At 37.2% G+C, this 21057-nt stretch carries 21 protein-coding genes and 1 pseudogene; 7 read left to right on the forward strand and 15 right to left on the reverse strand.

Translation table 11 applies throughout. The features are described from left to right. The first annotated feature begins 18 nt into the window (after positions 1–18). On the forward strand, positions 19–702 hold the full coding sequence (locus PQG52_RS07735; protein WP_271828852.1) for a Fe2+-dependent dioxygenase: 684 nt from the start codon (positions 19–21) through the stop codon (positions 700–702). Positions 703–765: 63 nt separating this feature from the next. Here PQG52_RS07735 and budA read toward each other — a convergent pair whose 3' ends face one another. Both budA and PQG52_RS07745 read right to left on the reverse strand, forming a co-directional pair. Further along, positions 766–1470 carry an acetolactate decarboxylase gene (budA, locus tag PQG52_RS07740; RefSeq protein WP_271828853.1) on the reverse strand — a complete coding sequence of 235 codons (705 nt, stop codon included), beginning with the start codon at positions 1468–1470 and terminating at the stop codon, positions 766–768. A 24-nt stretch (positions 1471–1494) separates the two neighbouring features. Beyond that, positions 1495–2253, reverse strand: a complete 759-nt coding sequence (locus PQG52_RS07745) for an SDR family NAD(P)-dependent oxidoreductase (RefSeq protein ID WP_271828854.1) — start codon at positions 2251–2253, stop codon at positions 1495–1497. Between the two features lie 109 nt (positions 2254–2362). On the opposite strand from PQG52_RS07745, the gene PQG52_RS07750 reads away from it, so the two are divergent. Continuing rightward, complete coding sequence (locus tag PQG52_RS07750; RefSeq protein WP_271828855.1) at positions 2363–3256, forward strand: LysR family transcriptional regulator; 894 nt, start codon at positions 2363–2365, stop codon at positions 3254–3256. 28 nt (positions 3257–3284) lie between these two features. Here the strand turns inward: PQG52_RS07750 and blaOXA are convergent, their stop codons facing one another. The 3 genes from blaOXA to lysA are packed head-to-tail and all read right to left on the reverse strand — an operon-like array spanning position 3285 to position 8079. Next, a complete protein-coding gene (gene blaOXA / locus PQG52_RS07755) occupies positions 3285–4109 on the reverse strand; it encodes a class D beta-lactamase (RefSeq protein WP_271828858.1) in 825 nt (274 codons plus the stop codon). Positions 4110–4145: 36 nt separating this feature from the next. Further along, positions 4146–6776: a DUF4175 family protein gene (locus tag PQG52_RS07760; RefSeq protein WP_271828859.1), complete on the reverse strand. Its 2631-nt coding sequence runs from the start codon at positions 6774–6776 to the stop codon at positions 4146–4148. Then, positions 6739–8079: a diaminopimelate decarboxylase gene (gene lysA, locus PQG52_RS07765; RefSeq protein WP_271828860.1), complete on the reverse strand. Its 1341-nt coding sequence runs from the start codon at positions 8077–8079 to the stop codon at positions 6739–6741. Before lysA ends, PQG52_RS07760 begins: the two co-directional genes overlap by 38 nt. Positions 8080–8231: 152 nt before the next feature. Between lysA and PQG52_RS07770 the strand changes: the two genes are divergently transcribed. After that, positions 8232–9005, forward strand: coding sequence for a trypsin-like serine peptidase (locus tag PQG52_RS07770; RefSeq protein ID WP_271828861.1), 774 nt, complete (start codon positions 8232–8234; stop codon positions 9003–9005). 39 nt (positions 9006–9044) lie between these two features. Here the strand turns inward: PQG52_RS07770 and PQG52_RS07775 are convergent, their stop codons facing one another. Both PQG52_RS07775 and argH read right to left on the reverse strand, forming a co-directional pair. Further along, on the reverse strand, positions 9045–9194 hold the full coding sequence (locus PQG52_RS07775) for a hypothetical protein (RefSeq protein WP_271828863.1): 150 nt from the start codon (positions 9192–9194) through the stop codon (positions 9045–9047). A 2-nt stretch (positions 9195–9196) separates the two neighbouring features. Next, entirely contained in the window at positions 9197–10603 is a 1407-nt protein-coding gene (argH, locus tag PQG52_RS07780) for an argininosuccinate lyase (RefSeq protein ID WP_271828864.1), read from the reverse strand. A 98-nt stretch (positions 10604–10701) separates the two neighbouring features. Here argH and PQG52_RS07785 point away from each other — a divergent pair, with 98 nt between their 5' ends. After that, positions 10702–11403, forward strand: coding sequence for a JAB domain-containing protein (locus tag PQG52_RS07785; RefSeq protein ID WP_271828865.1), 702 nt, complete (start codon positions 10702–10704; stop codon positions 11401–11403). Here PQG52_RS07785 and PQG52_RS07790 read toward each other — a convergent pair. The 4 genes and pseudogenes from PQG52_RS07790 to rpmE all read right to left on the reverse strand — a co-directional run bounded on the left by PQG52_RS07790 (position 11372) and on the right by rpmE (position 14117). After that, a complete protein-coding gene (locus PQG52_RS07790) occupies positions 11372–12499 on the reverse strand; it encodes a 5-(carboxyamino)imidazole ribonucleotide synthase (RefSeq protein WP_271828867.1) in 1128 nt (375 codons plus the stop codon). The two genes, PQG52_RS07785 and PQG52_RS07790, sit on opposite strands and share 32 nt — an antisense overlap. A gap of 30 nt (positions 12500–12529) precedes the next feature. Further along, positions 12530–13027: a 5-(carboxyamino)imidazole ribonucleotide mutase gene (gene purE / locus PQG52_RS07795; protein ID WP_271828870.1), complete on the reverse strand. Its 498-nt coding sequence runs from the start codon at positions 13025–13027 to the stop codon at positions 12530–12532. A 108-nt stretch (positions 13028–13135) separates the two neighbouring features. Continuing rightward, a pseudogene (locus tag PQG52_RS07800) lies at positions 13136–13708 on the reverse strand (DUF1013 domain-containing protein); the annotation flags it as partial. Positions 13709–13889: 181 nt separating this feature from the next. Further along, positions 13890–14117, reverse strand: a complete 228-nt coding sequence (gene rpmE / locus PQG52_RS07805; protein WP_271788600.1) for a 50S ribosomal protein L31 — start codon at positions 14115–14117, stop codon at positions 13890–13892. Between the two features lie 200 nt (positions 14118–14317). Here rpmE and mscL point away from each other — a divergent pair, with 200 nt between their 5' ends. After that, entirely contained in the window at positions 14318–14794 is a 477-nt protein-coding gene (gene mscL / locus PQG52_RS07810) for a large-conductance mechanosensitive channel protein MscL (RefSeq protein WP_271788601.1), read from the forward strand. Between the two features lie 38 nt (positions 14795–14832). After that, positions 14833–15156 (forward strand): hypothetical protein, encoded by a 324-nt coding sequence (locus tag PQG52_RS07815; RefSeq protein WP_271788602.1) that lies wholly within the window; start codon positions 14833–14835, stop codon positions 15154–15156. 62 nt (positions 15157–15218) lie between these two features. On the opposite strand, the gene secF is transcribed toward PQG52_RS07815, so the two are convergent. Both secF and secD read right to left on the reverse strand, forming a co-directional pair. Further along, positions 15219–16157: a protein translocase subunit SecF gene (gene secF, locus PQG52_RS07820; RefSeq protein WP_271801254.1), complete on the reverse strand. Its 939-nt coding sequence runs from the start codon at positions 16155–16157 to the stop codon at positions 15219–15221. A gap of 10 nt (positions 16158–16167) precedes the next feature. Then, complete coding sequence (gene secD / locus PQG52_RS07825; protein WP_456304937.1) at positions 16168–17727, reverse strand: protein translocase subunit SecD; 1560 nt, start codon at positions 17725–17727, stop codon at positions 16168–16170. 524 nt (positions 17728–18251) lie between these two features. On the opposite strand from secD, the gene PQG52_RS07830 reads away from it, so the two are divergent. After that, positions 18252–19250 (forward strand): Gfo/Idh/MocA family protein, encoded by a 999-nt coding sequence (locus PQG52_RS07830; protein ID WP_271788604.1) that lies wholly within the window; start codon positions 18252–18254, stop codon positions 19248–19250. Positions 19251–19299: 49 nt separating this feature from the next. Here the strand turns inward: PQG52_RS07830 and arsH are convergent, their stop codons facing one another. Together arsH and arsB are read right to left on the reverse strand one after the other, a co-directional pair. Then, positions 19300–20013, reverse strand: coding sequence for an arsenical resistance protein ArsH (gene arsH, locus PQG52_RS07835; protein ID WP_456304912.1), 714 nt, complete (start codon positions 20011–20013; stop codon positions 19300–19302). After that, the gene (arsB, locus tag PQG52_RS07840; RefSeq protein ID WP_271788606.1) at positions 20010–21050 is read right to left on the reverse strand and encodes an ACR3 family arsenite efflux transporter; all 1041 of its coding nucleotides are present in this window, start codon (positions 21048–21050) and stop codon (positions 20010–20012) included. Before arsB ends, arsH begins: the two co-directional genes overlap by 4 nt. Positions 21051–21057 lie beyond the last annotated feature (7 nt).

Genomic DNA, 21057 nt, shown 5'->3' on the forward strand with positions numbered 1-21057 from the left:
GGGGAGCAAGATTGAAACATGATTATTCATATTCCAGAGGTTTTAAACTCAGAAGAATTATCCTATGTGCGTTCTGTATTTGCCAAAGCGACTTTTGTTGATGGAAAAGTCACCGCAGGCGAACAATCAATGCAGGTAAAGAAAAATGTGCAAATTGATCAGTCTTCTCCTGAAAGTAAAGAATTAGGAGAAATAGTTCTGAAAGCATTAGGGCGCAACCCGATTTTTAACTCAGCGGTGATGCCGTATCGTGTGGTGCCTCCTTTGTTTAATCGATATGATACGGGGATGGAGTTCCCCGATCATGTTGATAATGCGTTGCGTCCTATTCCAGGAACAAATATGCGTATTCGAACGGACGTGTCATCAACGTTATTTTTAAACGATCCCAAAGAATATGAGGGTGGAGAGTTAATCATTCACGATCACAGCGGGGCTCAGGCAATTAAACTGCCTGCAGGGGATATGATTGTTTATCCCACGTATAATCTTCATTCTGTCAGTAAGATTACCAAAGGCAGTCGTTGGGCATCTTTTTTTTGGACGCAATCTATGATTAAAGAAGCGGACAAACGCAAAGTGTTGTTTGATCTCGATATGACAATCATCAAACTTCGTACCAGGATGAATGATAATGACCCACAGATCCTAGAATTAACGAATGTGTATCATAATCTCATGCGTTTATGGTGTGAGTTATAATCAACTTAATTTTGCTTTTAATCCCACAATCAGCTTGTGGGATTGATTTTTTTTGATTGGTTTTTAGTTTTCTACTTGTTTAATGATTTGATCCATATCTTTAATTTTTAAGTCTTGCTTTAAATAGGATTCTTTATCAGAAAGTTTAATATCTAAGGACTGTATAACTTCATAAGACAAAGTACCTTGAGAGATTGAAAAATCCATCATATGCCCGCCCAAAGTCTTTTCTGTGTTAATAAAATGCAAATGAAACCCTGCAACAGAAATATTTTGAAAAAATTCAGGCGTCCAAAAACCGATCAAAGAACCTTCTTTATTTTCAAAATGATCGACCACTTGATCTTGCGAAACTTCAAGAGCTGTTTTGTAGGCTTTGTTGTGGTTTTTTGGTCTTCTTATTTGCATTGTATCAAAAACACCTTGGATTTTAACTGCAACAAAGACATTGTCCAAAAGGGTATATTTGGCAAGCTCGTTATAAAGATTACTTTTGTTAACATCCGTAAAATTGACGATTTTATCGGGATTAAAGGTCGTAATCTGAGCAAAAGGCATATGCTCTTGGTCTGACATATCTCTTAATGGTGTATCGCTTTTTGCTTCATAAAAGTGACAGCAATCGATAATGACTTCACCCGCTAGTCCATCAGAGCAACCTAAGCCAAAATCACCATATTGTTTAATTTCAGAGATAGGAAATAAGCCTTCAAATACACCAGCCATTAAAGAGTTAATACCAGAAAATTGATGAATATGTTTTTTCATTTGAATATACCTTTTTCTTATTTATTAATAACGAACCAAACCACCATCAATATTGAAGGTCACACCATTCACATAATTCGCTAGATCAGAAGCTAAAAATACAACCCCATTAGCGATATCTTGTGGAAAGGCATGTTTTCTAAGCGGAATAGATTCTATGGCTTTTTTGTAAATTTCTTGATCCATATTTTCGCTAATAATTGAAGTGCCAGTCATGCCAGGGCAAATCGTATTGGTTGTTATATTATATGGACCAGCTTCTCTGGCGATGCCTTTGCTGAAAGACATGATAGCGCCTTTGGTAGCTCCATAACAAGTATTGCCCAGAAAACCACCGCCAACTTCTCCAGCGACTGAAGAAATATTAATAATTCTGCCCCATTTATTTTTCATCATGTGAGGAAGGGTTTTTTTTGTTAACATAAAGACACTTTTTACATTAATATCAAATAGTTTTTCCCATTCACTGATAGAAACATTAATAACATCACCAGTACAAATAATTCCAGCGTTATTAACCAGAATATCTAAAGACTTATCTTGTTTAATAATATTATCAATAAGGATCGTTGTGTCTGTATCAGAAGAAACATCACAATAGATAAATCTTGCATTATAATTTTCTTGTTGAAGTTTTTTTACGGCTTCTTCACCAGCAGCTTTATTGATATCACTGATAATGACCTGAGCACCTGCTTGGCATAATGTTTTAGCAGTTTCGAAACCTATACCTTGGGCCGCACCGGTAACCAAAGCAACTTTGTTATTAAGATCAATTTTCATGTTCATATCCTTATAGTGAGTTGATATGTTCATCATATCGTTGATAGAATTGTCCTCAATCTATAAAAACTAAACCTTGGTGAAGCAGAACTTAAACAGGATGATGATAGTGAATATTCCCTTAAACTTATTTAATGTGTTTTTAGCATCTGCTGAGCAACAATCCTTTAAAGCTGCTGGTGAAAAGCTTTGCTTAACAACCAATGCGGTCAGTCAATCCATTAAAAAACTAGAGGATCTTTTGGGTGTATTATTATTTCATCGCAAAACAAACGCGGTGGAGCTAACACCTTCAGGCGTTGAATTACTGGAATATGTTAAGGCTGGAATCAATGAGATCGAAAAGGGCATTCAGTACATTACCAAACAGAATGATACGATTTCTATTTTTTGCCCTCCTGGTATAGCGTCAGAGCTGTTATCGCCATTTATGTTCAAAATTATTGCAGAGGGCTTTCAAAATATACGCATTGAATCTAATGAACAATTTTCCTATAACACTTACAGTCAATATGACCTTGCCATCATCCTAGATGAAACCGAAAAACAAGCTAAAAATACGCTTTATTTAGGGCCTGATTATTACTTTCCCTTTTGTCATAAAACGATATATGACCAAATTAATTCTATTGATGATTTGTATAAGATGTTCCTTTTTCATCATGATTTCAGCAGGATTAGTTGGAAGGAATGGTTCGCGTATAATGATATTACCTATACACCCCAGAAAACCCTAACGTTTACCCGAGCTGCACAACTTTTGTCTTCAGTAGATAATGGGTTAGGGGTTGGGCTTGAATCCTCTAGGTTATTGGCGAAAAAATTAGTTTCAGGTGACTATCGTTTATGTAACTTGCCCAACCTCAAACCAGTTAAAAAAGATATTACGTGGCTTTATATCAACCCCAATAAAAAAGAGAATAAGCAAATACTCTTCTTAAGAGATCTAGTATTAGAATATTGTTCAACAGACATAGAGGGGAGGCTAAAGTGTTTAGGTTAGATATGATTATACAATTAACCAATCAAAGCTATAATATGTTTAATATTTTTAGTGATTTATAAGTTAAATCATTACGTAAAGAAAGTGGAAGATTAGGTTTCATTTTAAGGTTTAATGAAAAAGAAATTTTATTGCCATTAGGCTTTTCAACCCATCCTGTTAACCAACCTATCCGTGGATTTTTATTCACGCCTAAGCCACTTTTTGCGTAAATTTTATTTCCATTTTTCTGAGTAATAAAGACCATTTGTTGTACATCGTTTTGTACTTGCTTTTTAAATGGCAGTTGTTGGTATGCAAACTGATAAGCAAACTGAGCCTCTTGCACAGGAGTTATTTTTAGTGGTCCTACTAACCAAAATTCATCAACTTGATTACCAATTGTTTCATTTCCATAGTGGATACGTTTAATTTCTTTTTGCATCAAAGATAATCCTGTTCGGCGTGCCAATGCCTGATAAACAGGCACTGCAGATAGTCGCATTGCCTCGCCAAGGGTCATGTCTTTTTCCCAAGAGGATAGCATATGTTTTTTGCCATCCCATTTAAAGATTTCATTAGGATTGGCAATATTATTTTCCAAGCCGATTAATGCATTGACCATTTTAAAAGTAGATGCCGGAACATAATAGGTTTGAGCTCGTTGTAACGCATTTCCAAAAGTTTGAATTACATTTTTATTATCGATAACCAAAACACCTTGAATATGTGCTTGATTAAAAAGTTGTTGGATATCGTTTTGTTGCTTATGTGTATAGTCGATATTTGTTTGTTGGCTATGGGCAACAGGCACGAATGCACAAATACCATATATTGCAACAACCGTCTTTGAAAGCATCCATGTTTTTTTCATTTTGATCTCTTATTAAATATTTATAACTACCGTTTATCAAAACATATTTAATAATCGATAAATATAATCTAAATCTTTATTGGAACGATTAGGATCATCCGCTCTCTTTCTCAGTTCTTCTTCGATTTGTCTTGCATTGGATGCATTTCCTGATAAATCAATTGGATTATTATCTTGATCCTGAGATCTGCCTAGAGGATCGTGCTTTTTATCAGGAGAAGCTTTATTTGCAGAGGAGGGATCTTCCTTAGGATTACTTGCGCTGAAAACAGGAAAGAAATTAGTGAAGCGTTGTGCTTGTTGTTTCATCGTTTGCTTTGCTGATTGCTTACCTTTTTGTAAATCAACAAGCGCTTTTTGTTGAGCCTCCGAGGCTTTGAGATCATCTTTATTTTGTAAATATTGGTGTGCCGTATTCATGTCTTTTTGAGCATCATCAAGGCTTTTAATCGGTTGCTTCGTAATTTCTTGCATTTGTGCTTGCAGCTTTTTTAATGAATCGATTAAATCTTGTTGTTCTTGCGTGCTTTGTTCAACAGATGGGATAGATTTTTCAGCTTTCTCTTCTGTTTTTTGAGGCGTGATTTGTTTTAGTAGTTCGGGTGTCGAAAGTTGATTTAACTCTTGGTTAGGACGCAGTAGAATAGGAACGGATTTGTTCAATCTGGCATAAGTTTGGTTTAATAAATCTTGTTGTTTTTTGGTCAGTAATTCGAGTTCTTTAGTCAGTTTTTCCATTTCTTTTTGAGATTTAACATGGTCTTCCAGCTTTTTTAAATCTTCAGCAGTGGCATTGCGCATCGCGCTTAAGACTTGATTGGTATATTCCAGCTGTTGCATGGCTTTATCCATATCACCATTTTCCATGTTTTTGGACATCTCTTTGAACATATCTTGAAAAGAACGCGTGCTGGTAAATTGCACCTCTTTACCATCGGAATCTTGAGGTTGATCCTTGGCATTTTGTTTTGCCATTGCCATCATTTTTTGTGCAACGGCATTTTGTAAGCGCTCTAATCTTCTGTTTAGCTCTTGCCGATCTTGATTGGTGATTTTGTCTTTTCCTAAACGCTGCATTTTATCGAGTTGCTCTTGCACACTGGCTTGGGCAGCACGAATTTCTATGTTTGCTTTGGCAATATCAGAATTGCTATTCTTTCTTTCTTCTGTATCAAGAATCAAATCCCATAAACGGGATAAAGTTTGAGCTTTAACTTGCGCTGTATTGGTATGAGCATTTTCAAGATAATAGATAATACCAACATAGTTCAGAAATAAGTCATAGTCACTAAAAGCATTTTGGATTTTTTGTAACTCTATGAGTGCTGTGATCGTATCATTTTTAGAAATTTGATCTGTTCCATAAGCTTGTCGAATTTGGTTCAGCTTTTGCGCAATGGGGGAAGGAAATATTCGTTTAGGTAAAGTAAAATCAATTGTTTTACTGTTCGCTGTTTGTCCTGTGACGTCCGTGGCACTGAGCGTTGCTTGGGCATTACTACCAGCCCAAATACTACTGGATAAATCTTGATATAAAGTTTGAGTAATGTTTTTCGGATGATCGCCCAAAGGTAATGTTAAAGAGAGAATACGCTCTTGAGGATGATTATTATCTTTGGGCAAATTAACGGTTAACTGTAAAGATTCAATACCGTAATGTTGTGTTGCTTTGAAAGCAAACGCAGTTTTCCAATCATATTGACTTTTTTGGATCGGACTGGTCCAAGTGATTTTTGGGGGAAGATTATCAGGAAGATTAAAAGTCCAAACTGCTATAACTCGACCTCTGCTTTTAACTTGTAATATACCAGATTTTTGAATAGTCCCTTCAACTTGCCATTGATTATTTTCAAGCTGTTGAATGGAAACTTGATCAAGAACAGTATTTTTCTCAGGATTAATAAGTTCAGGCGCTTGTTTCAGATCAGACAAAGCAATATGTAAACGCCCTTTTGGATCAGTAGCAATTGTCTCTGTTCTGGGTTTAATGTAAATAGGTGCAGCCCCACTATAAGTAGGGGGAATAATCCATGCTTGGATTTTGGGTAGAGCCATTGTTGCATCGTCATATCCAGGACGCATAGCTGATAACAAGCGCGAAGATGAAATATAATGATGATGAGACACAAAGAGCGCTGCAAAGAGACATAATGTAACAATAGCTACACGGTTTAGACATAAATATTTTTTAAATATTTTTGGAAAACCAACTTTTAAGCTCGGAAAATCTTTGTAAATTCTTTGTAAATGATTATTCCAGACGGTCTTACCGTCGGTTTGCGTTGGCGTGTCATATAAGGTTTGTAATGGTTGGTGGGACAGATTATTGATCTGTTCCAATCTTTGCAATATTTCTTTAAAAGAAGGTAACGAAATATGCTTTACTTGATAAATAATAGCTCCAATGCTGCTAATACCTAGGATAAAGAGCAGGAACCCACGAAGAAAATCAGGTAAAAGCTGAGGAAGCCCCAGTAATCCCAAACATAGATATATCCCCCATAAAGAAGAGAAGGTTAAAAAAATAGGCCAATATTTCTCAATAACAGTATTTGTATTGGTTAGAAAAATGGCTTTTTTAATCTGTGCTTTATGGTCTGGGGATATATTCATTAATTTACAAAGCAGGTTAAGAGTTTTTGGGATACCAAGAAGGAATAATTTCATCCTTCCATAAATCTTTGATGGTTTGACGCGGTTGAATAATGGCAGATTGATTGCCAGAAGTCATAATTTGTGCTGCCATAGGACGCGCGTTATAAGTAGAGCTCATTACGCTTCCATAAGCACCTGCATCTAAAATAGCTACAAAATCACCAGGTTGCAAATTGGGCAATAAACGATCTCTGGCAAAAATATCGCTGGATTCACAGATAGGACCATCAATATTTAAAGATTGATAAGGACGTTGATAGATTTCTGGATTGATTGGCAAAATACCATGCCACGCATCATACATGGCAGGACGAACCAAATCATTCATTGCAGCATCGATGATAATAAAAGGTGCTACATCAGAGCCATTGCTTTTATGCATGACAACTTTGCCGATCAGAACCCCAGATGGGCCGACAAGCCATCGCCCAGGCTCTATGCCAAGTTTCAGATCTAAAGGCGCCAATACTTCTTTCATTAAGGCAGCAATGGCACTAGGGCTGGCTTCTTGCTCATCATGATAAGAAATACCAAACCCACCCCCACAATCCAATGTTGAAACTTTTAATCCTTGATTGCGCGCTTCTTTAATCAGATCAACCATTTTGACGAACGCTTGACGATAAGGATCAGTTGAAGAAATCTGACTGCCAATATGGACATCAAATCCTAATGGAGTAATATTTGGCAATTTGTAGGCTTCTTTATAAACTTCAATCGCTTGTTTATAAGCGATACCGAATTTATTTTCTGCCAGTCCTGTTGTGATTTTGTGATGAGTTTTCGCATCTACATCAGGGTTAATACGTAAACAAATGGCTGCATTTTTACCCATCGATTGAGCAATTTTTGATAATAAATGTAATTCCTCGCGGCTTTCTACATTAATTTGTGCAATTTGTGTTTCAATTGCTAGGCGTAATTCATCTTCAGTTTTACCAACACCAGAAAAGCAAATCTTTGAAGGATGTATTCCTGCTTTCAAGGCACGTTTCAATTCTCCGCCACTAACAATATCAGCCCCAGCACCTTCTTTCGCCAGTAGATCTAAGATCGCTAAATGTCCATTGGCTTTCATAGCGTAATGAATAGAAACATCTAGCTGTTCTGCTTTAAACGCTTGATCGAGTTTTTGATAGCGTAATTTCAAAATATCTGCATTCATTACCCATGTAGGGCTGCCATATTCTTGAGCAATTGCTTTTAAAGAAGTTTGTCCAAAGTATAATCCTTCTTTTGCATCAATGATAAAATCTGGATGATGTTGCAAAAGTGTTTGTAGGCTAGGGGGAAGCGATTGAATGGGCGAACTCATGGAAGTAAAAAGCCTTTACTATAGAATATACAAATGAAGATAATATTATTATGATTACAGAAAGATAAAAAAGTAAGTGTATCTATTCTTATCTAAACGTGCAAATCAGAAGTCAAGAAATAACGATTATTTTGATAAATAAAAAGAGATTGATGATGACTTTATTTAAAGTTGTTTGCGTTTTAAGCCTTATACTCATAGGAAATGTTGGTTTAAGTGCTAAATATACAAAGGCACAGGGTAATTCTGAGCCAAAATTACCTGGTTTAAATAAAAATGATGAACATCGTCAGGAAGTAAATGTATCAGAAACGCCTTGGAGGATTATTGGACGAGTACAAACAAATGCAGGTCAAAAATGCACTGGATTTCTGATTTCCCCTCGGATTGTTGTAACCGCAGCACATTGTTTATGGATCAATAAAACTAAACAGTTTTTTGCGCCTCAATCACTGCATTTCTTATTAGGATATCAACGACAAAAATATAAAATAGCATCTCGCGTTCAACAGATTCTTCCTTCAGAGCCATATCATCAGTTGATGTTAAGTAACAAGGATAATGATATTGTTTCAGATCGAGTTTATCTATTATTACCCAAAGATATTTTGCCTGCATCGCAGTTGGTATCACTTGCCAAAGAGTTACCAAAGGAAAATACAGCGATTTGGCTGGGAGGATACGAGCAAGATCGTAAAGAAGTTTTGTATGCTGATAAAAATTGTTTTATTCAAGAGCGTGTTTATTACACAGATTCACCCTCTAAATTATTCCATTCTTGTCAAGCAACATATGGGAGCAGCGGTGCGCCTTTATTTGCAAAAGATTCAAACGGGAAATGGACGATTATTGGCATACAAATTGCTGCCTATGGAAATAAAGCAGGGGGCATCGCTGGTTCTTTGATAGAAGGAACCCATCAATAAACGTGCTTTATAGAATTGTCTATAAAGCACATTAGATCATCAGTCAGCCGGTGGATAGCTGCGAGGATAAGTGATTTTATCTGCTGGACCTGGTGGTTTAGGCGAGCCTTTGCGTCCACAACCAGAAAGTTGAATGGTAACGATGGTTAAACAACTGAGTACCAAGCATAAAGAAATATATTTATTCATGATTAATCCTGTAATAATTGTATCCATTTTTGAGCTTGGGCGCTGACATTACTTGGGGCAGTACCACCTTCACTAGTGCGCGATGCTAATGAAGATTCAACGCTTAGAACTGAAAAAATGTCGTTGGTAATGTTTGGTTCTATTTTTTGCATATCTTCCAATGAGACCTGATCCAATGTCAGATCCTTTTGTTCAGCCAAGCTAACGATTTGACCTGTCACATGATGTGCAGTACGAAACGGCATCTTTAATTTTTGCACCAACCAATCTGCTAGATCCGTCGCTGTCGAGAATCCAGACCCAGCCCAATGACGCATATTGTCTTTGTTGGCTTTTAAATCCCCAATCATGCCAGAACAAGCTGCTAAACAAAGCATCATGGTGTCGGTTGCGGCAAATACTTGTTCTTTATCTTCCTGCATATCTTTGGCATAAGCTAAGGGAAGCCCCTTCATGACCGTTAATAACCCAACTAAAGCCCCAGAAACACGACCAATTTTTGCACGGACCAGTTCAGCGGCATCAGGATTACGCTTTTGCGGCATAATGGATGAGCCAGTTGTATAAGCATCGGACAATTTTACAAAAGAAAATGGTGAAGAACACCAAATCACAATTTCCTCTGCTATTCTGGATAAATGCATTGCCATAATGGAAAGGGCGGATAAATATTCCAAAGCAAAGTCACGATCAGACACTGCGTCCAAAGAATTTGTCATTGGGCGATCAAAGCCTAATAATTGAGCGGTCATTTGACGATCAATTGGAAAAGAAGTCCCAGCTAATGCAGCAGCTCCCAGAGGGCTTTCGTTTAATCGTTTACGTGCATCAAGCAAACGGCCTGTATCGCGGGATAGCATTTCAACATAGGCCAGTAAATGATGCCCAAAAGTAACAGGTTGTGCAGATTGTAAATGCGTAAAACCTGGCATTGGTGTGTCCGCATATTCTTGTGCTCGTGTTGCCAAAGTAAGCATCAAGTGCTTTACAGACATTACCATCTCGTCAATATTGTCACGTACCCATAAACGAAAATCTGTGGCAACTTGATCGTTTCTCGAACGTCCTGTATGTAATCTTTTACCAGCTTCACCAATATTATCAGCCAGCCGAGCTTCTATATTCATATGGATATCTTCAAGGGCACGACTAAATTGAAATTGATTATTTTCAATCTCAGTTTTGATCTGTTGTAAACCTTCGTGAATAGATTGCTTATCTTGTTCAGAAATAATACCAACTTTTGCCAACATTTCTGAATGTGCCAGTGATCCTTTGATATCTTGCTGCCATAATCTTTTATCGAAATCAATGGATGCATTAATCTGTTCCATAATCGCCGAAGGGCCTTCGGCAAAACGACCGCCCCATTGCTGATTGGCTAGTTTTTTGTTGTTATCTTGTGTCAAAAAATATAGCTCCTAGAATATGTGTATATATTATTATGATTTTTGATATATTTGGAATCATAACAGTAAATATTTCAAAAGTCATTTGGATACAACGTGTGACCCGTAACGAAAACCCATTTTATATTAAAAGTGAACATAAAATAAAATCAAAAGAAAAATATGCTTTTTCTGATAAAGAATTGTTGGAAGAATTGTCAAGATGGATCCGTGTTAACAAAAACGTACCGGACTGGCCAAATTCTATTTTGTCGCGCTTTGGTTCGTTGCCTGCAATGTTACTGGCCAGCAAAGACGAATTGCAAAATGGGTTAGAGCTTTCTGAAAAAGAATCCGCAAACATCAAGTTATTTCGCGAAGTTTGTATACGTTTATTAAAGGGAAAAATTTATAATTGTGATATTTTAGAAAACAAGAAAATGTTAATCAATTATCTAATTGCACATTTATCCCGTAAGCAAACAGAATGTTTTTATATATATTTCTTAGATCACAAAGGAGTGGTTCTCCAAGAAAGTTTACAAGGCATTGGAACGGTAAATACGACGTCTTTGTATATTAGAGAGGTTACTAAAAGTGCGCTGCAATGTAACGCATCACAGATAATCATGGTTCATAATCATCCTACCGGTGTTGCAAAACCATCTGAAGTCGATATTAAATTAACCGAGATGGTTGTGCATGCATTAAAGGTCGTTGATATTAAGGTTGTAGATCATTTAATTATCGGAAATGGCTGCTATTTTTCTTTCGAAGAAAATAGCTTGATTACTCCTTCGAATATAAATCCTGCAACATAGCTCGAATCCCAAACTCGCCAGGTAAGCTGTTATAAGGAAAGAGAATATTGACATGCCCCATTTTACGACCTGGTTTGGCAATCTCTTTGCCATATAAATGACCGATAAGACCTGGCGTTGCCATGATTTTAGGCCAAAGCGCCATATCTTCTGGACCGATAAGGTTTTTCATCACTGCATCAGAATGTCTGATTGCTGGGGGTAACGGAAGACCTGTTACGGCACGAATATGCATTTCAAATTGGTCGATAGGGCAAGCATTCATTGTCCAATGGCCAGAATTATGAGGTCTTGGCGCAATTTCATTAACCAGAATTTTTCCGTCACGATCTATAAATAATTCAACTCCAAGAATACCAATCAACTCTAATGCATTAGCAAGGTGTATAGCCAACTCTTGCACTTGCTGTCTGAGATCAGGTTGAATACGTGCAGGAATGAGAGTCAAATCTAGAATACTATTCTTATGCTGATTTTCAGCGACATCAAATGTCTGCACGACACCATGAATATTACGCACAACCATGACGCTGACTTCACAAGCAAAATCTACTTTTTTCTCAGCAATTAAGGGATGAGGTTTTAAAGTGTGAAAGGCTGCTTCAAATTCATCTGGGTTATGTATAACGGCTTGACCTTTGCCATCATATCCAAGGCGAGTGGTTTTTAGAATAAAAGGATAACCGAACTTTGCCCCTGCTTTTTCTCCATCACTTGGTTGTTCAATTTTCAACCATTTCGTAGTAGGGATATCATGATCGTTTAGAAATGATTTTTCTAAGATACGATCTTGGCTAATCCGTAAAATATGGCCAGAGGGATGAACAAGGCGTATAGATGACAAAAGGTCGATCCCTTTAGCGTCTATATTTTCGAACTCAAAGGTAATGACATCAACTGCGTTAGCAAAGGATTCCAATATTTGTGGATCATCATAAGCACCAATTGTGGTATGTGAAGCCACTTGCCCAGCGGGTGGATCGGGAATGTCTGACAAGATATGGGTTTTAAAACCAAGTCGAGACGCAGCAACAGCTGACATACGTCCTAGCTGCCCTCCGCCAACTATACCAATGGTAGAATTAGGAGAAAGCATTGAAAACCTCTTTATAAATAAATGTCGTGATTATACGGGTGTTAACGTAACAGATTCTGTTTGATTGGTGCGCCATTCTATCAAGCGTTGCTCGATATCTGAATTAGATAATGCAAGAATAGATGTCGCCATAATCGCTGCATTAATGGCCCCAGCTTTACCAATAGCTAATGTTCCGACTGGAATACCCGCGGGCATTTGAACAATAGAGAGCAAGCTGTCCTTACCACTTAAGGCATGGGTTTGCATGGGAACACCTAATACGGGGAGATGTGTCCAAGCAGCAGTCATTCCAGGCAAATGTGCAGCACCGCCAGCTCCAGCGATAATGACTTTGATGCCTTTTGATGCTGCGCTTATTGAATATTCTCTTAAACGATCGGGGGTGCGATGAGCAGAAACAATATTAACTTCGTGAGGAATGTTAAGTTCTCGAAGAAATGTAACCGCGTTACTCATAACCTCCCAGTCAGATTGGCTGCCCATAATGATACCAATAAGTGGCGCGTTCTGTTCAGATATGGACATATTCTACTCTTGTTCTGAAGATTCAGCTTTATCTGAATATCCTGCAAAGATTTGATTTATATCATATTCTGGTTCTTGCTTAGAAGAAGAGGGCGGTGCAGCAAAAGCATCTTCTAACGATTCAGCAGCTGGAACAACAGGCGTTTCAATACCTTCTTTAGCAAATCGTTCATTGCCCTCGGCAATCGCAGCATTTAGATCCATTTGGCTACATAAGCCTAGAATTACAGGATCACGAGGTTTAATATTAGGAGAATTCCAATGTTGTTTGTCTCTGACTTTAGCGATTGTATCTTTGGTTGTTCCCAGCAATTTTGCAATTTGTTGATCGAGTAGTTGAGGGTAATTACGAAGAATAAATGCAATTGCATCAGGACGATCATTCCGTTTGGAAATAGGGGTGTATCGCGCCCCTTTAGAGCGTCTGACGATTTGCATTCTTGATGAAGACAAGCGTAGCTTGCGAGAAGAATCTGCTTCGCATCGAGAAATTTCTTCTTGTGTTAATTGCCCATTAGATACTGGATCGTAACCAATTATACTTTGTGCAACTTCACCATCAGCGATTGCTTGCACTTCCAAAGGGTGCATACCGCAAAAATCTGCAATTTGGGTAAAGGTTAATGCAGTTTTTTCAATTAACCATACTGCAGTTGCTTTTGGCATAAGAGGTAAAGTCATAATCGTCCTATGGAATAATTTAAAGGTATAATTAGATAATTATTATATAAAACAAGATATATACACCCTAATTTATATAATAATTATCATGGTAAAAGCAAATAAAATTAGAGTTAAGAAAAGGGAGACTCTTCTTAACTCTAAAAAAACCTTTTGATAATAATCATCAAAGAAGAACCTATTAGCTCTTTTTTTGACCAATACCAGCAAAACGTTTATTAAATTTAGCAACTTGACCACGAGAATCATTGATACGTTGCACACCAGTCCAAGCTGGATGAGACTTTGGATCAATATCAAGACGTAAGGTATCACCGCTTTTACCATAGCAAGAGCGAGTTTTAAATTCAGTACCATCTGTCATGACAACAGTAATTTCGTGATACTCTGGGTGAATATCGGCTTTCATGATTTTCTCTTAAACAGACTATAAAAACTCCGTTCGTTGACGGAGAAACAGGTTACCTTATAAACTTTTTATAAATTGAAATCAATCCATTCAATATAATCTTTTTTAATTTTTACTTTTTTTTTATTATTGGCAATACATATATATAAGAATATTGTTTATCTGATATGGTTTTTATATAGAAATAAAGGAATAAAATTATGAGTGACGAACCAATTTCAAGTAAATCTAGAACCCCCAAATGGTTATTGGATTTTCAAGCGTTTATTATGCGTGGAAATGTGATTGATTTAGCTGTCGGTATTATTGTTGGTGCTGCTTTTACTGGAATAGTCAATAGTTTAGTCAAAGATATTTTAAACCCAGTAATTGGTTTAATTATTGGAGGTATCGATTTTAGTAACTTATTTTTTACGTTAAAAGGGCAACATGTTCAAACTTTGGCAGAAGCACAAAAAATTGGTGCTGTTACCTTAAATGTAGGTGTATTTTTAAACGCTGTTATTCAATTTATTATCGTTGGTTTTGCAGTTTTTTGGTTCGTACGAATTTTGAATAAATTTTATGTAAGCTCTAAAAAGAAAGAAGCAGAAGCACCTAAGAAACCATCAAATGAAGAGGTTTTGTTGGGTGAGATCAGAGATGCTTTGGTTGCACAAAGTAAAAATAATCGTTAAATAAAATTACCTATAAACGATATGCAAAGTTTTAATGAATGAAAAGAATTAAGCATTTGTTGATTATTGCTCTTTTGTTGTTCCCATCTGTGGGATGTCAAATGGATAGAGCAAGCAATTCCCTTGATGAACCAACATTGCGTTCAGTTGCAAAAAATTATTTATTTGTTCACGGAATGTGTATGGGATATTTACAAAACCCATCGGTAACAAAAGATCAATTTAATGCGTTGTTTCAATTAGATCAACAGGCTAAACTATCGGTAATTAAGGCGCTTAACAGTCCAAATAAGACTAATTTAGAGCAGGCTCAATATTTAATGAAACAAATTATTGCTTTTCTTACAGTTAATAAGGCATAGCGCTATTGATAAAAAAAGTAGCTTAAAATAAATAAGCTACTTTTTTTGTTTAACTTAATTTGTTATGAATTTTTCTTTGAACGTCTTCTTAGGCTGCCTTCTTCCATAAATAACAATAATGGTGCAGCGATAAATATTGAAGAGGATGTCCCCACTACAATACCAAATAACATTACCCAAGCAAAACCTGACAATGAAGCCCCACCAAAAAGCGCAAGAGGTAATGCAGCCAAAAATACGGTTGAGGATGTCGCCAAGGTTCGGCTCAGCGTTTCATTGATTGACATATCAATCAACTCACGAATGGGCATAGAATGATATTTGCGTAAATTTTCTCTGACACGATCATAAACAACGACTTTATCGTTAGTGGAATATCCTAAAATCGTTAAAAGCGCAGCAACCATTACCAAATCAAATTCAAAATGAGTAATGACTAGAAAACCAATTGCTTTGGTAAGGTCTAATACAAGGGTAATAATCGCACTGACGGCGAACTCCCATTCGAATCTAAACCAAATATAGAGCATAATCATCAGCAAGCTGAAACCCAATGCCAGCAAACCATGTCGAAATAATTCCGAAGAAACAGAGGCTCCAACTGCATCAGCACGAACAATTTTTGTGCCATCTTGTGCAGAGGTTACCGCTTGTTTTACTTGATTAATCAAGGTTTGTGTCGCTTCGGTATTGTTTTCTTTGGGTGCATCCAAACGAATCAACACGCTGTTCTTAGCCCCAAATTGTTGCAAGCCAGCAGCAGAAATATGAGCTTGATTTAACTCCATCCTGATTTTTGCAAAATCAGCAGGGCCTTGAGTTTGGGCTTCAACAACGATACCGCCGCGAAAATCCAGCCCAAGCGTTAAACCTGGGTGAAAAAAGAGGATCAAAGACGCAATAGAGAGAACCGCAGAAGTAATTAACCCAATAAAGCGCCCACGCATAAAGTTAATTTTAGTGCCATTGGGGACTAAATGTAATAAAGGACGTCCTAGCATGTTCTTTCTTTCAAACTGGTAATTCTTTGGGACGAGTAACCGCATACCAGCGGATAATCAACATCCAAGACAAACATAAAGTCGTAAAGATTGTGGTCACAATACCAATGGTAATGGTCAATGCAAAACCACGAACCGGTCCTGTACCAAAAATAAAGAGCATTACGTGAGATAAAAATGCGGTCACATTACTATCAATAATGGTGCTTAACGCTCTGTCAAACCCTGCTTGTAAAGCATTCAAGGGGGTTCTTCCGTTACGAACTTCTTCTCTGATACGTTCATTAATTAAGATGTTCGCATCAACAGCCATACCAAGGGTCAATAACATCCCCGCCATACCTGGCAAGGTCAATGTTGCTTCGAACAAAGACAAAATAGCTGTCATTAAAATAAGGTTAGCAAATAACGCAACGTCTGCATAAAATCCAAAACGACCATAAAAAACAAGCATAAAGACGATAACCAAAGCAAAACCAACAGCAAGGCTGATCGCGCCAGCACGGATTGCGTCTTCACCCAAAGAAGCCCCAATTGTACGTTCTTCGATGATTTTCAATGGTGCTGGCAAAGCCCCAGAACGTAGCATTAATGCAAGGTCAGTGGCTTTTTGTACTGTAAAGCCACCAGTGATTTGGCCACTACCACCAGGAATAACGCCTCTGATGACGGGGGCTGTAATGACTTGATTATCCAACACAATCGCAAAAGGTTTACCAATATTGTTTTTGGTTACATTGGCAAAAGCTTGGGCACCAGCGGTATCAAATTGAAAGTTAACTGCATATTCGCCACTTTGTTGATCCATTCCCGCACTGGCATTGGTAAGCTCTGAGCCATCAACTTCAACATGGTCACGAATAGGCAGTTTTCTGGATGGATCTTCCATCATTGGCATAAAGGTTACACCAGGTGGAGGGAAGTCAGGGTTGGTTGCATTTTCATCCAACAGATGAAATGTCATTTTGGCCGTTGTACCCAATAGTTTTTTAATACGATCAGGATCATCAACACCAGGAAGCTGAACAACAATACGATCTTCGCCTTGACGCGTAATCGAAGGATCAACAGCTCCTGTTGCATCAATACGTTTTCTGACAATCTCAATCGATTGTGCAATGGCATCGCTGCCACGTTGTTTCATCGCGTCTCCGGAAAGGGTCAGCGTAATTTGATCATTCGGCGCAGCACTGATGCTAAATTCATTAATAACCGCTTTGGGCATTGCATTTAATGCTTTTAACACAGCGTCTTTTTCAGAAGAGCTGCGCAAAGTAAAGCTGATCGTATGATCTTTGTCAGAGCTGTGAATATCTTTATACCCCAAATCTTTGGAGATCAGAGTTTGGCGTATATTATCGCTGAGTGTTTGCAGTCGATTTTTGGTAAGCGCATTCAAATCAATTTGCATTAATAAATAAGAACCACCCCGTAAATCCAACCCAAGATGGACTTGACGCCACGGAATTTTGGGTGAGGGAGCAGACATAAAATTCGGTAAACATAATAATAGCCCAATAAAACAGGTAAGAATAACCAGGGCTAGCTTCTTGCGGCTGTAATACATCATCGCAGTAACGACTAAATCCTTATTTATAGACCATAATGGACTAAAAATGGTTGATGAAAACGCTTAACGACGATGTCGTTATGACGCATGGTGTGTAATAGTGTTTTAGTAAACAGCTAAAATTTAATAAGATACAAGCTATATAAAACAAAATTGAACAGTATAAAATAGAATAATATAAATTTGTTACTCATTTACACTATCATAAGCAAAAAAAATATAATGAATTAAAAATATGTTGTCAGTAATTTCTATATCTACATCAGTTTGAAGGCTGTGTGGCTATGCCTTTGAGAGATCAATTGTAATAAATATATAATGATAATTTACTGTGAATAATTTTAGCTATCTATAGTGTGAAATCAGGCATCAAGTAATAAATTAGAATTAATACTTTTCAAAGGAAACTAAAATAGACCTAGAAACCAAAGAAAAATATTTTTATTGTGTTTATGGTATGCCATCATGATTTTAAACAATTATTAATAATTACAGTAAAATACATTTGAAAAAAAGATTTCAGCATGAAAGAAAAAACAATGTTACGAGTAGGAATTGCAGGGGCAGGATATTTTGGACGATTTCATGCGTTAAAGGCGGCTGCGTCTAAACGTGAAGAGTTGATTGGGATTTATGATCCGATTATTGAGAATGCCGAGCGTGTTGGCAAAGAGGCTGGAAATGTGCCTTATATGCCTTTGGACGAATTATTGGATCAATGTGATGCGTTGATTATTGCTGCCCCAGCTGAGGAGCATTACAGGTTGGCGGTTCAAGCCATTCAAGTGGGTAAGCATGTCTTGATTGAGAAACCGATTGCTTCGACCCTAGAGCAGGCAGATCATTTGATCGAGCTTTCCAAAGAAAAAAATGTTGTTTTGCAAGTGGGTCATTTGCTGCGTTATTCTGCTGAACAAAAAGCCATTACGGAACGAATTAAACGCCCACTTTATATTGAAACGACACGCATAGCACCATTTAAACCTCGAGGGGTTGATGTTTCTGTGGTTCTTGATTTGATGATCCATGATTTGGATTTGGTGATGGCGATTGTGAATTCTCCGATTGATAAAGTTGATGCGTTAGGGGCTGCGGTGACTTCGGAATTTGAAGATATCGCCAATGCAAGGGTGACTTTTGTTAATGGTTGCGTTGCCACGATTGCTGCCAGTCGGATTTCTTTGAAAACAGAGCGTAAAATGCGGATTTTCTCGGAAGAAGGATATTTATCGGCAGATTTTATGGAAAAACAACTCGTGATGATCGGTCGAGAAAAAGGTTTGCCTCTGCCTGGCACCAATGGGTTCAGACGCGAAGCCGTCAAATGGAAAGATCATGATAACCTGGAACAAGAACACGCAGCCTTTGCAGCTTCTTGCCTTGATGGCGCACCTGTGATTGTCGATGCTGTGGCTGGACGAAATGCGTTGGAAGCCGCTTTGGCAGTGATTAGTAGTGTTAAGGAATCAAGAGAAAGAATGCAAGCATCAGGGTTGTTAAGCTCGAAGAAGATGAGTTTTTGATTTTAAATGGAAGAAATCAACCTTTCCATTTGAAAGATAGGTTGATGAACTATATTTCTTTCTGATTAACCCGTTTTGACAATTCTTCTGCACTTTCGATGCGTTCAGAATAGCGGTTAGTTAAATAATTACTTTGTCCCCTGGTTAGTAATGTGAATTTATATAGCTCTTCCATCACATCGACGATACGATCATAATAAGGAGATGGTTTCATACGGTCTTGCTCATCAAATTCTAAAAAAGCTTTGGGAACAGAGGATTGATTAGGAATAGTAATCATCCTCATCCATCGTCCTAAAATACGCATTTGATTCACGGTATTAAAGGATTGTGATCCACCACAGACTTGCATTAATGCCAAGGTCTTGCCTTGAGTATTTCGAATAGCTCCAGCAGCTAATGGGATCCAATCAATTTGAGCTTTTAAAATAGAGCTCATCGAGCCATGACGCTCGGGAGAACACCATACCATGCTCTCTGACCATGCTAATAATTTATAAAGTTCTTTGACTTTTGGATGAGTATTGTCTGCGTTTTCGGGCAAAGGCAATCCTTTGGGATGAAATATTTTTACCTTACCACCAAAATATTCTAGAATTCGGCCTGCTTCTTGCACTGCCAACCGACTATAAGATTTCTCACGGTTAGAACCATAAAGTAATAAAAAACGTGGTGGATGGGTTAAGTTTTTAGCTTGCACTTTGTCAAAAGAAGGTTTTTCAATTTGTTCTATATGAATATTTGGAAGAGCCATGCGGATTATTCTTTCTCAAAATATTTGCGGTTAAGGCTTAACGCAACATTTACTAATAAAATCAAAACTGGTACTTCGACCAAAGGGCCAATGACGGTTGTAAAAGCAACGGGTGAGTTAATCCCAAAGGTTGCAATTGCAATAGCCAAAGCAAGTTCGAAATTATTCCCTGCTGCGGTAAAGGAAATTGAGGTTGTAATGGGATATGTATTGCCCATCCTTTTGCTGATAAAAAAGCTAATCATAAACATCAGCACAAAATAAATAATCATAGGAACAGCAATTTTAATGACATCCAAAGGTAAATGAACGATATCTTTGCCTTTAAGGGAAAACATTACAATAATTGTTAATAACAGTGCAATCAGGCTAATAGGGCCGATTTTTGGTAAGAATTGATCTTGATACCAATTTGCATCTTTTATATGGATTAAGATGATTCTAGTTAAAAAGCCTAATAAAAAGGGAATACCCAGATAAATCAATACAGAATGGGTTAGTAACCAAAAATCAATATATATAACTTTTGCTTTGATCCCAAAAAATGGAGGAAGGTAAGTTAAAAAGAACCATGCATATGTGCTGAAAAATAGAATTTGGAAAATACTATTAAAAGCAACCAAGGCTGCGACATATTGATTATCTCCTTTTGCTAAATCATTCCAGACTAATACCATCGCAATACATCTGGCCAACCCGATCAGGATTAATCCTGTCATATATTCATAATTATAACGTAAAAATATAATTGCCAACACAAACATTAAACACGGTGCAATGATCCAATTTAAAATTAAAGATAAAGTTAGTGTTCGTTTATCTTTAAATATTTTGGGTAGGGTTGCGTAATTGATTTTAGCCAGCGGGGGATACATCATTAAAATTAATCCGATAGCAATTGGAATATTGACATTATGAACGCTGGATTGGTTTAAAAAATGTGGAATTTGTGGAATAAAATTTCCAATTATAATACCGATCGCCATGGCTATAAAAATCCATAGCGTTAGGTTGCGATCTAAAAAAGAGAGTTTTGATTTAGACATATTGCTT

The sequence above is a fragment of the Commensalibacter communis genome (assembly GCF_947179105.1).
Classification (GTDB): domain Bacteria; phylum Pseudomonadota; class Alphaproteobacteria; order Acetobacterales; family Acetobacteraceae; genus Commensalibacter; species Commensalibacter communis.

Excerpts from the sequence above, each read along its gene's own strand:
- PQG52_RS07735 (WP_271828852.1), top strand. The coding sequence starts at position 19 with ATGATTATTCATATTCCAGAGGTTTTAAACTCAGAAGAATTATCCTAT.
- budA (WP_271828853.1), bottom strand. The coding sequence starts at position 1,470 with ATGAAAAAACATATTCATCAATTTTCTGGTATTAACTCTTTAATGGCT.
- PQG52_RS07745 (WP_271828854.1), bottom strand. The coding sequence starts at position 2,253 with ATGAAAATTGATCTTAATAACAAAGTTGCTTTGGTTACCGGTGCGGCC.
- blaOXA (WP_271828858.1), bottom strand. The coding sequence starts at position 4,109 with ATGAAAAAAACATGGATGCTTTCAAAGACGGTTGTTGCAATATATGGT.
- PQG52_RS07760 (WP_271828859.1), bottom strand. The coding sequence starts at position 6,776 with ATGAAATTATTCCTTCTTGGTATCCCAAAAACTCTTAACCTGCTTTGT.
- lysA (WP_271828860.1), bottom strand. The coding sequence starts at position 8,079 with ATGAGTTCGCCCATTCAATCGCTTCCCCCTAGCCTACAAACACTTTTG.
- PQG52_RS07770 (WP_271828861.1), top strand. The coding sequence starts at position 8,232 with ATGATGACTTTATTTAAAGTTGTTTGCGTTTTAAGCCTTATACTCATA.
- PQG52_RS07775 (WP_271828863.1), bottom strand. The coding sequence starts at position 9,194 with ATGAATAAATATATTTCTTTATGCTTGGTACTCAGTTGTTTAACCATC.
- PQG52_RS07790 (WP_271828867.1), bottom strand. The coding sequence starts at position 12,499 with ATGCTTTCTCCTAATTCTACCATTGGTATAGTTGGCGGAGGGCAGCTA.
- purE (WP_271828870.1), bottom strand. The coding sequence starts at position 13,027 with ATGTCCATATCTGAACAGAACGCGCCACTTATTGGTATCATTATGGGC.
- rpmE (WP_271788600.1), bottom strand. The coding sequence starts at position 14,117 with ATGAAAGCCGATATTCACCCAGAGTATCACGAAATTACTGTTGTCATG.
- mscL (WP_271788601.1), top strand. The coding sequence starts at position 14,318 with ATGAGTGACGAACCAATTTCAAGTAAATCTAGAACCCCCAAATGGTTA.
- PQG52_RS07815 (WP_271788602.1), top strand. The coding sequence starts at position 14,833 with ATGAAAAGAATTAAGCATTTGTTGATTATTGCTCTTTTGTTGTTCCCA.
- secF (WP_271801254.1), bottom strand. The coding sequence starts at position 16,157 with ATGCTAGGACGTCCTTTATTACATTTAGTCCCCAATGGCACTAAAATT.
- secD (WP_456304937.1), bottom strand. The coding sequence starts at position 17,727 with ATGATGTATTACAGCCGCAAGAAGCTAGCCCTGGTTATTCTTACCTGT.
- PQG52_RS07830 (WP_271788604.1), top strand. The coding sequence starts at position 18,252 with ATGAAAGAAAAAACAATGTTACGAGTAGGAATTGCAGGGGCAGGATAT.
- arsB (WP_271788606.1), bottom strand. The coding sequence starts at position 21,050 with ATGTCTAAATCAAAACTCTCTTTTTTAGATCGCAACCTAACGCTATGG.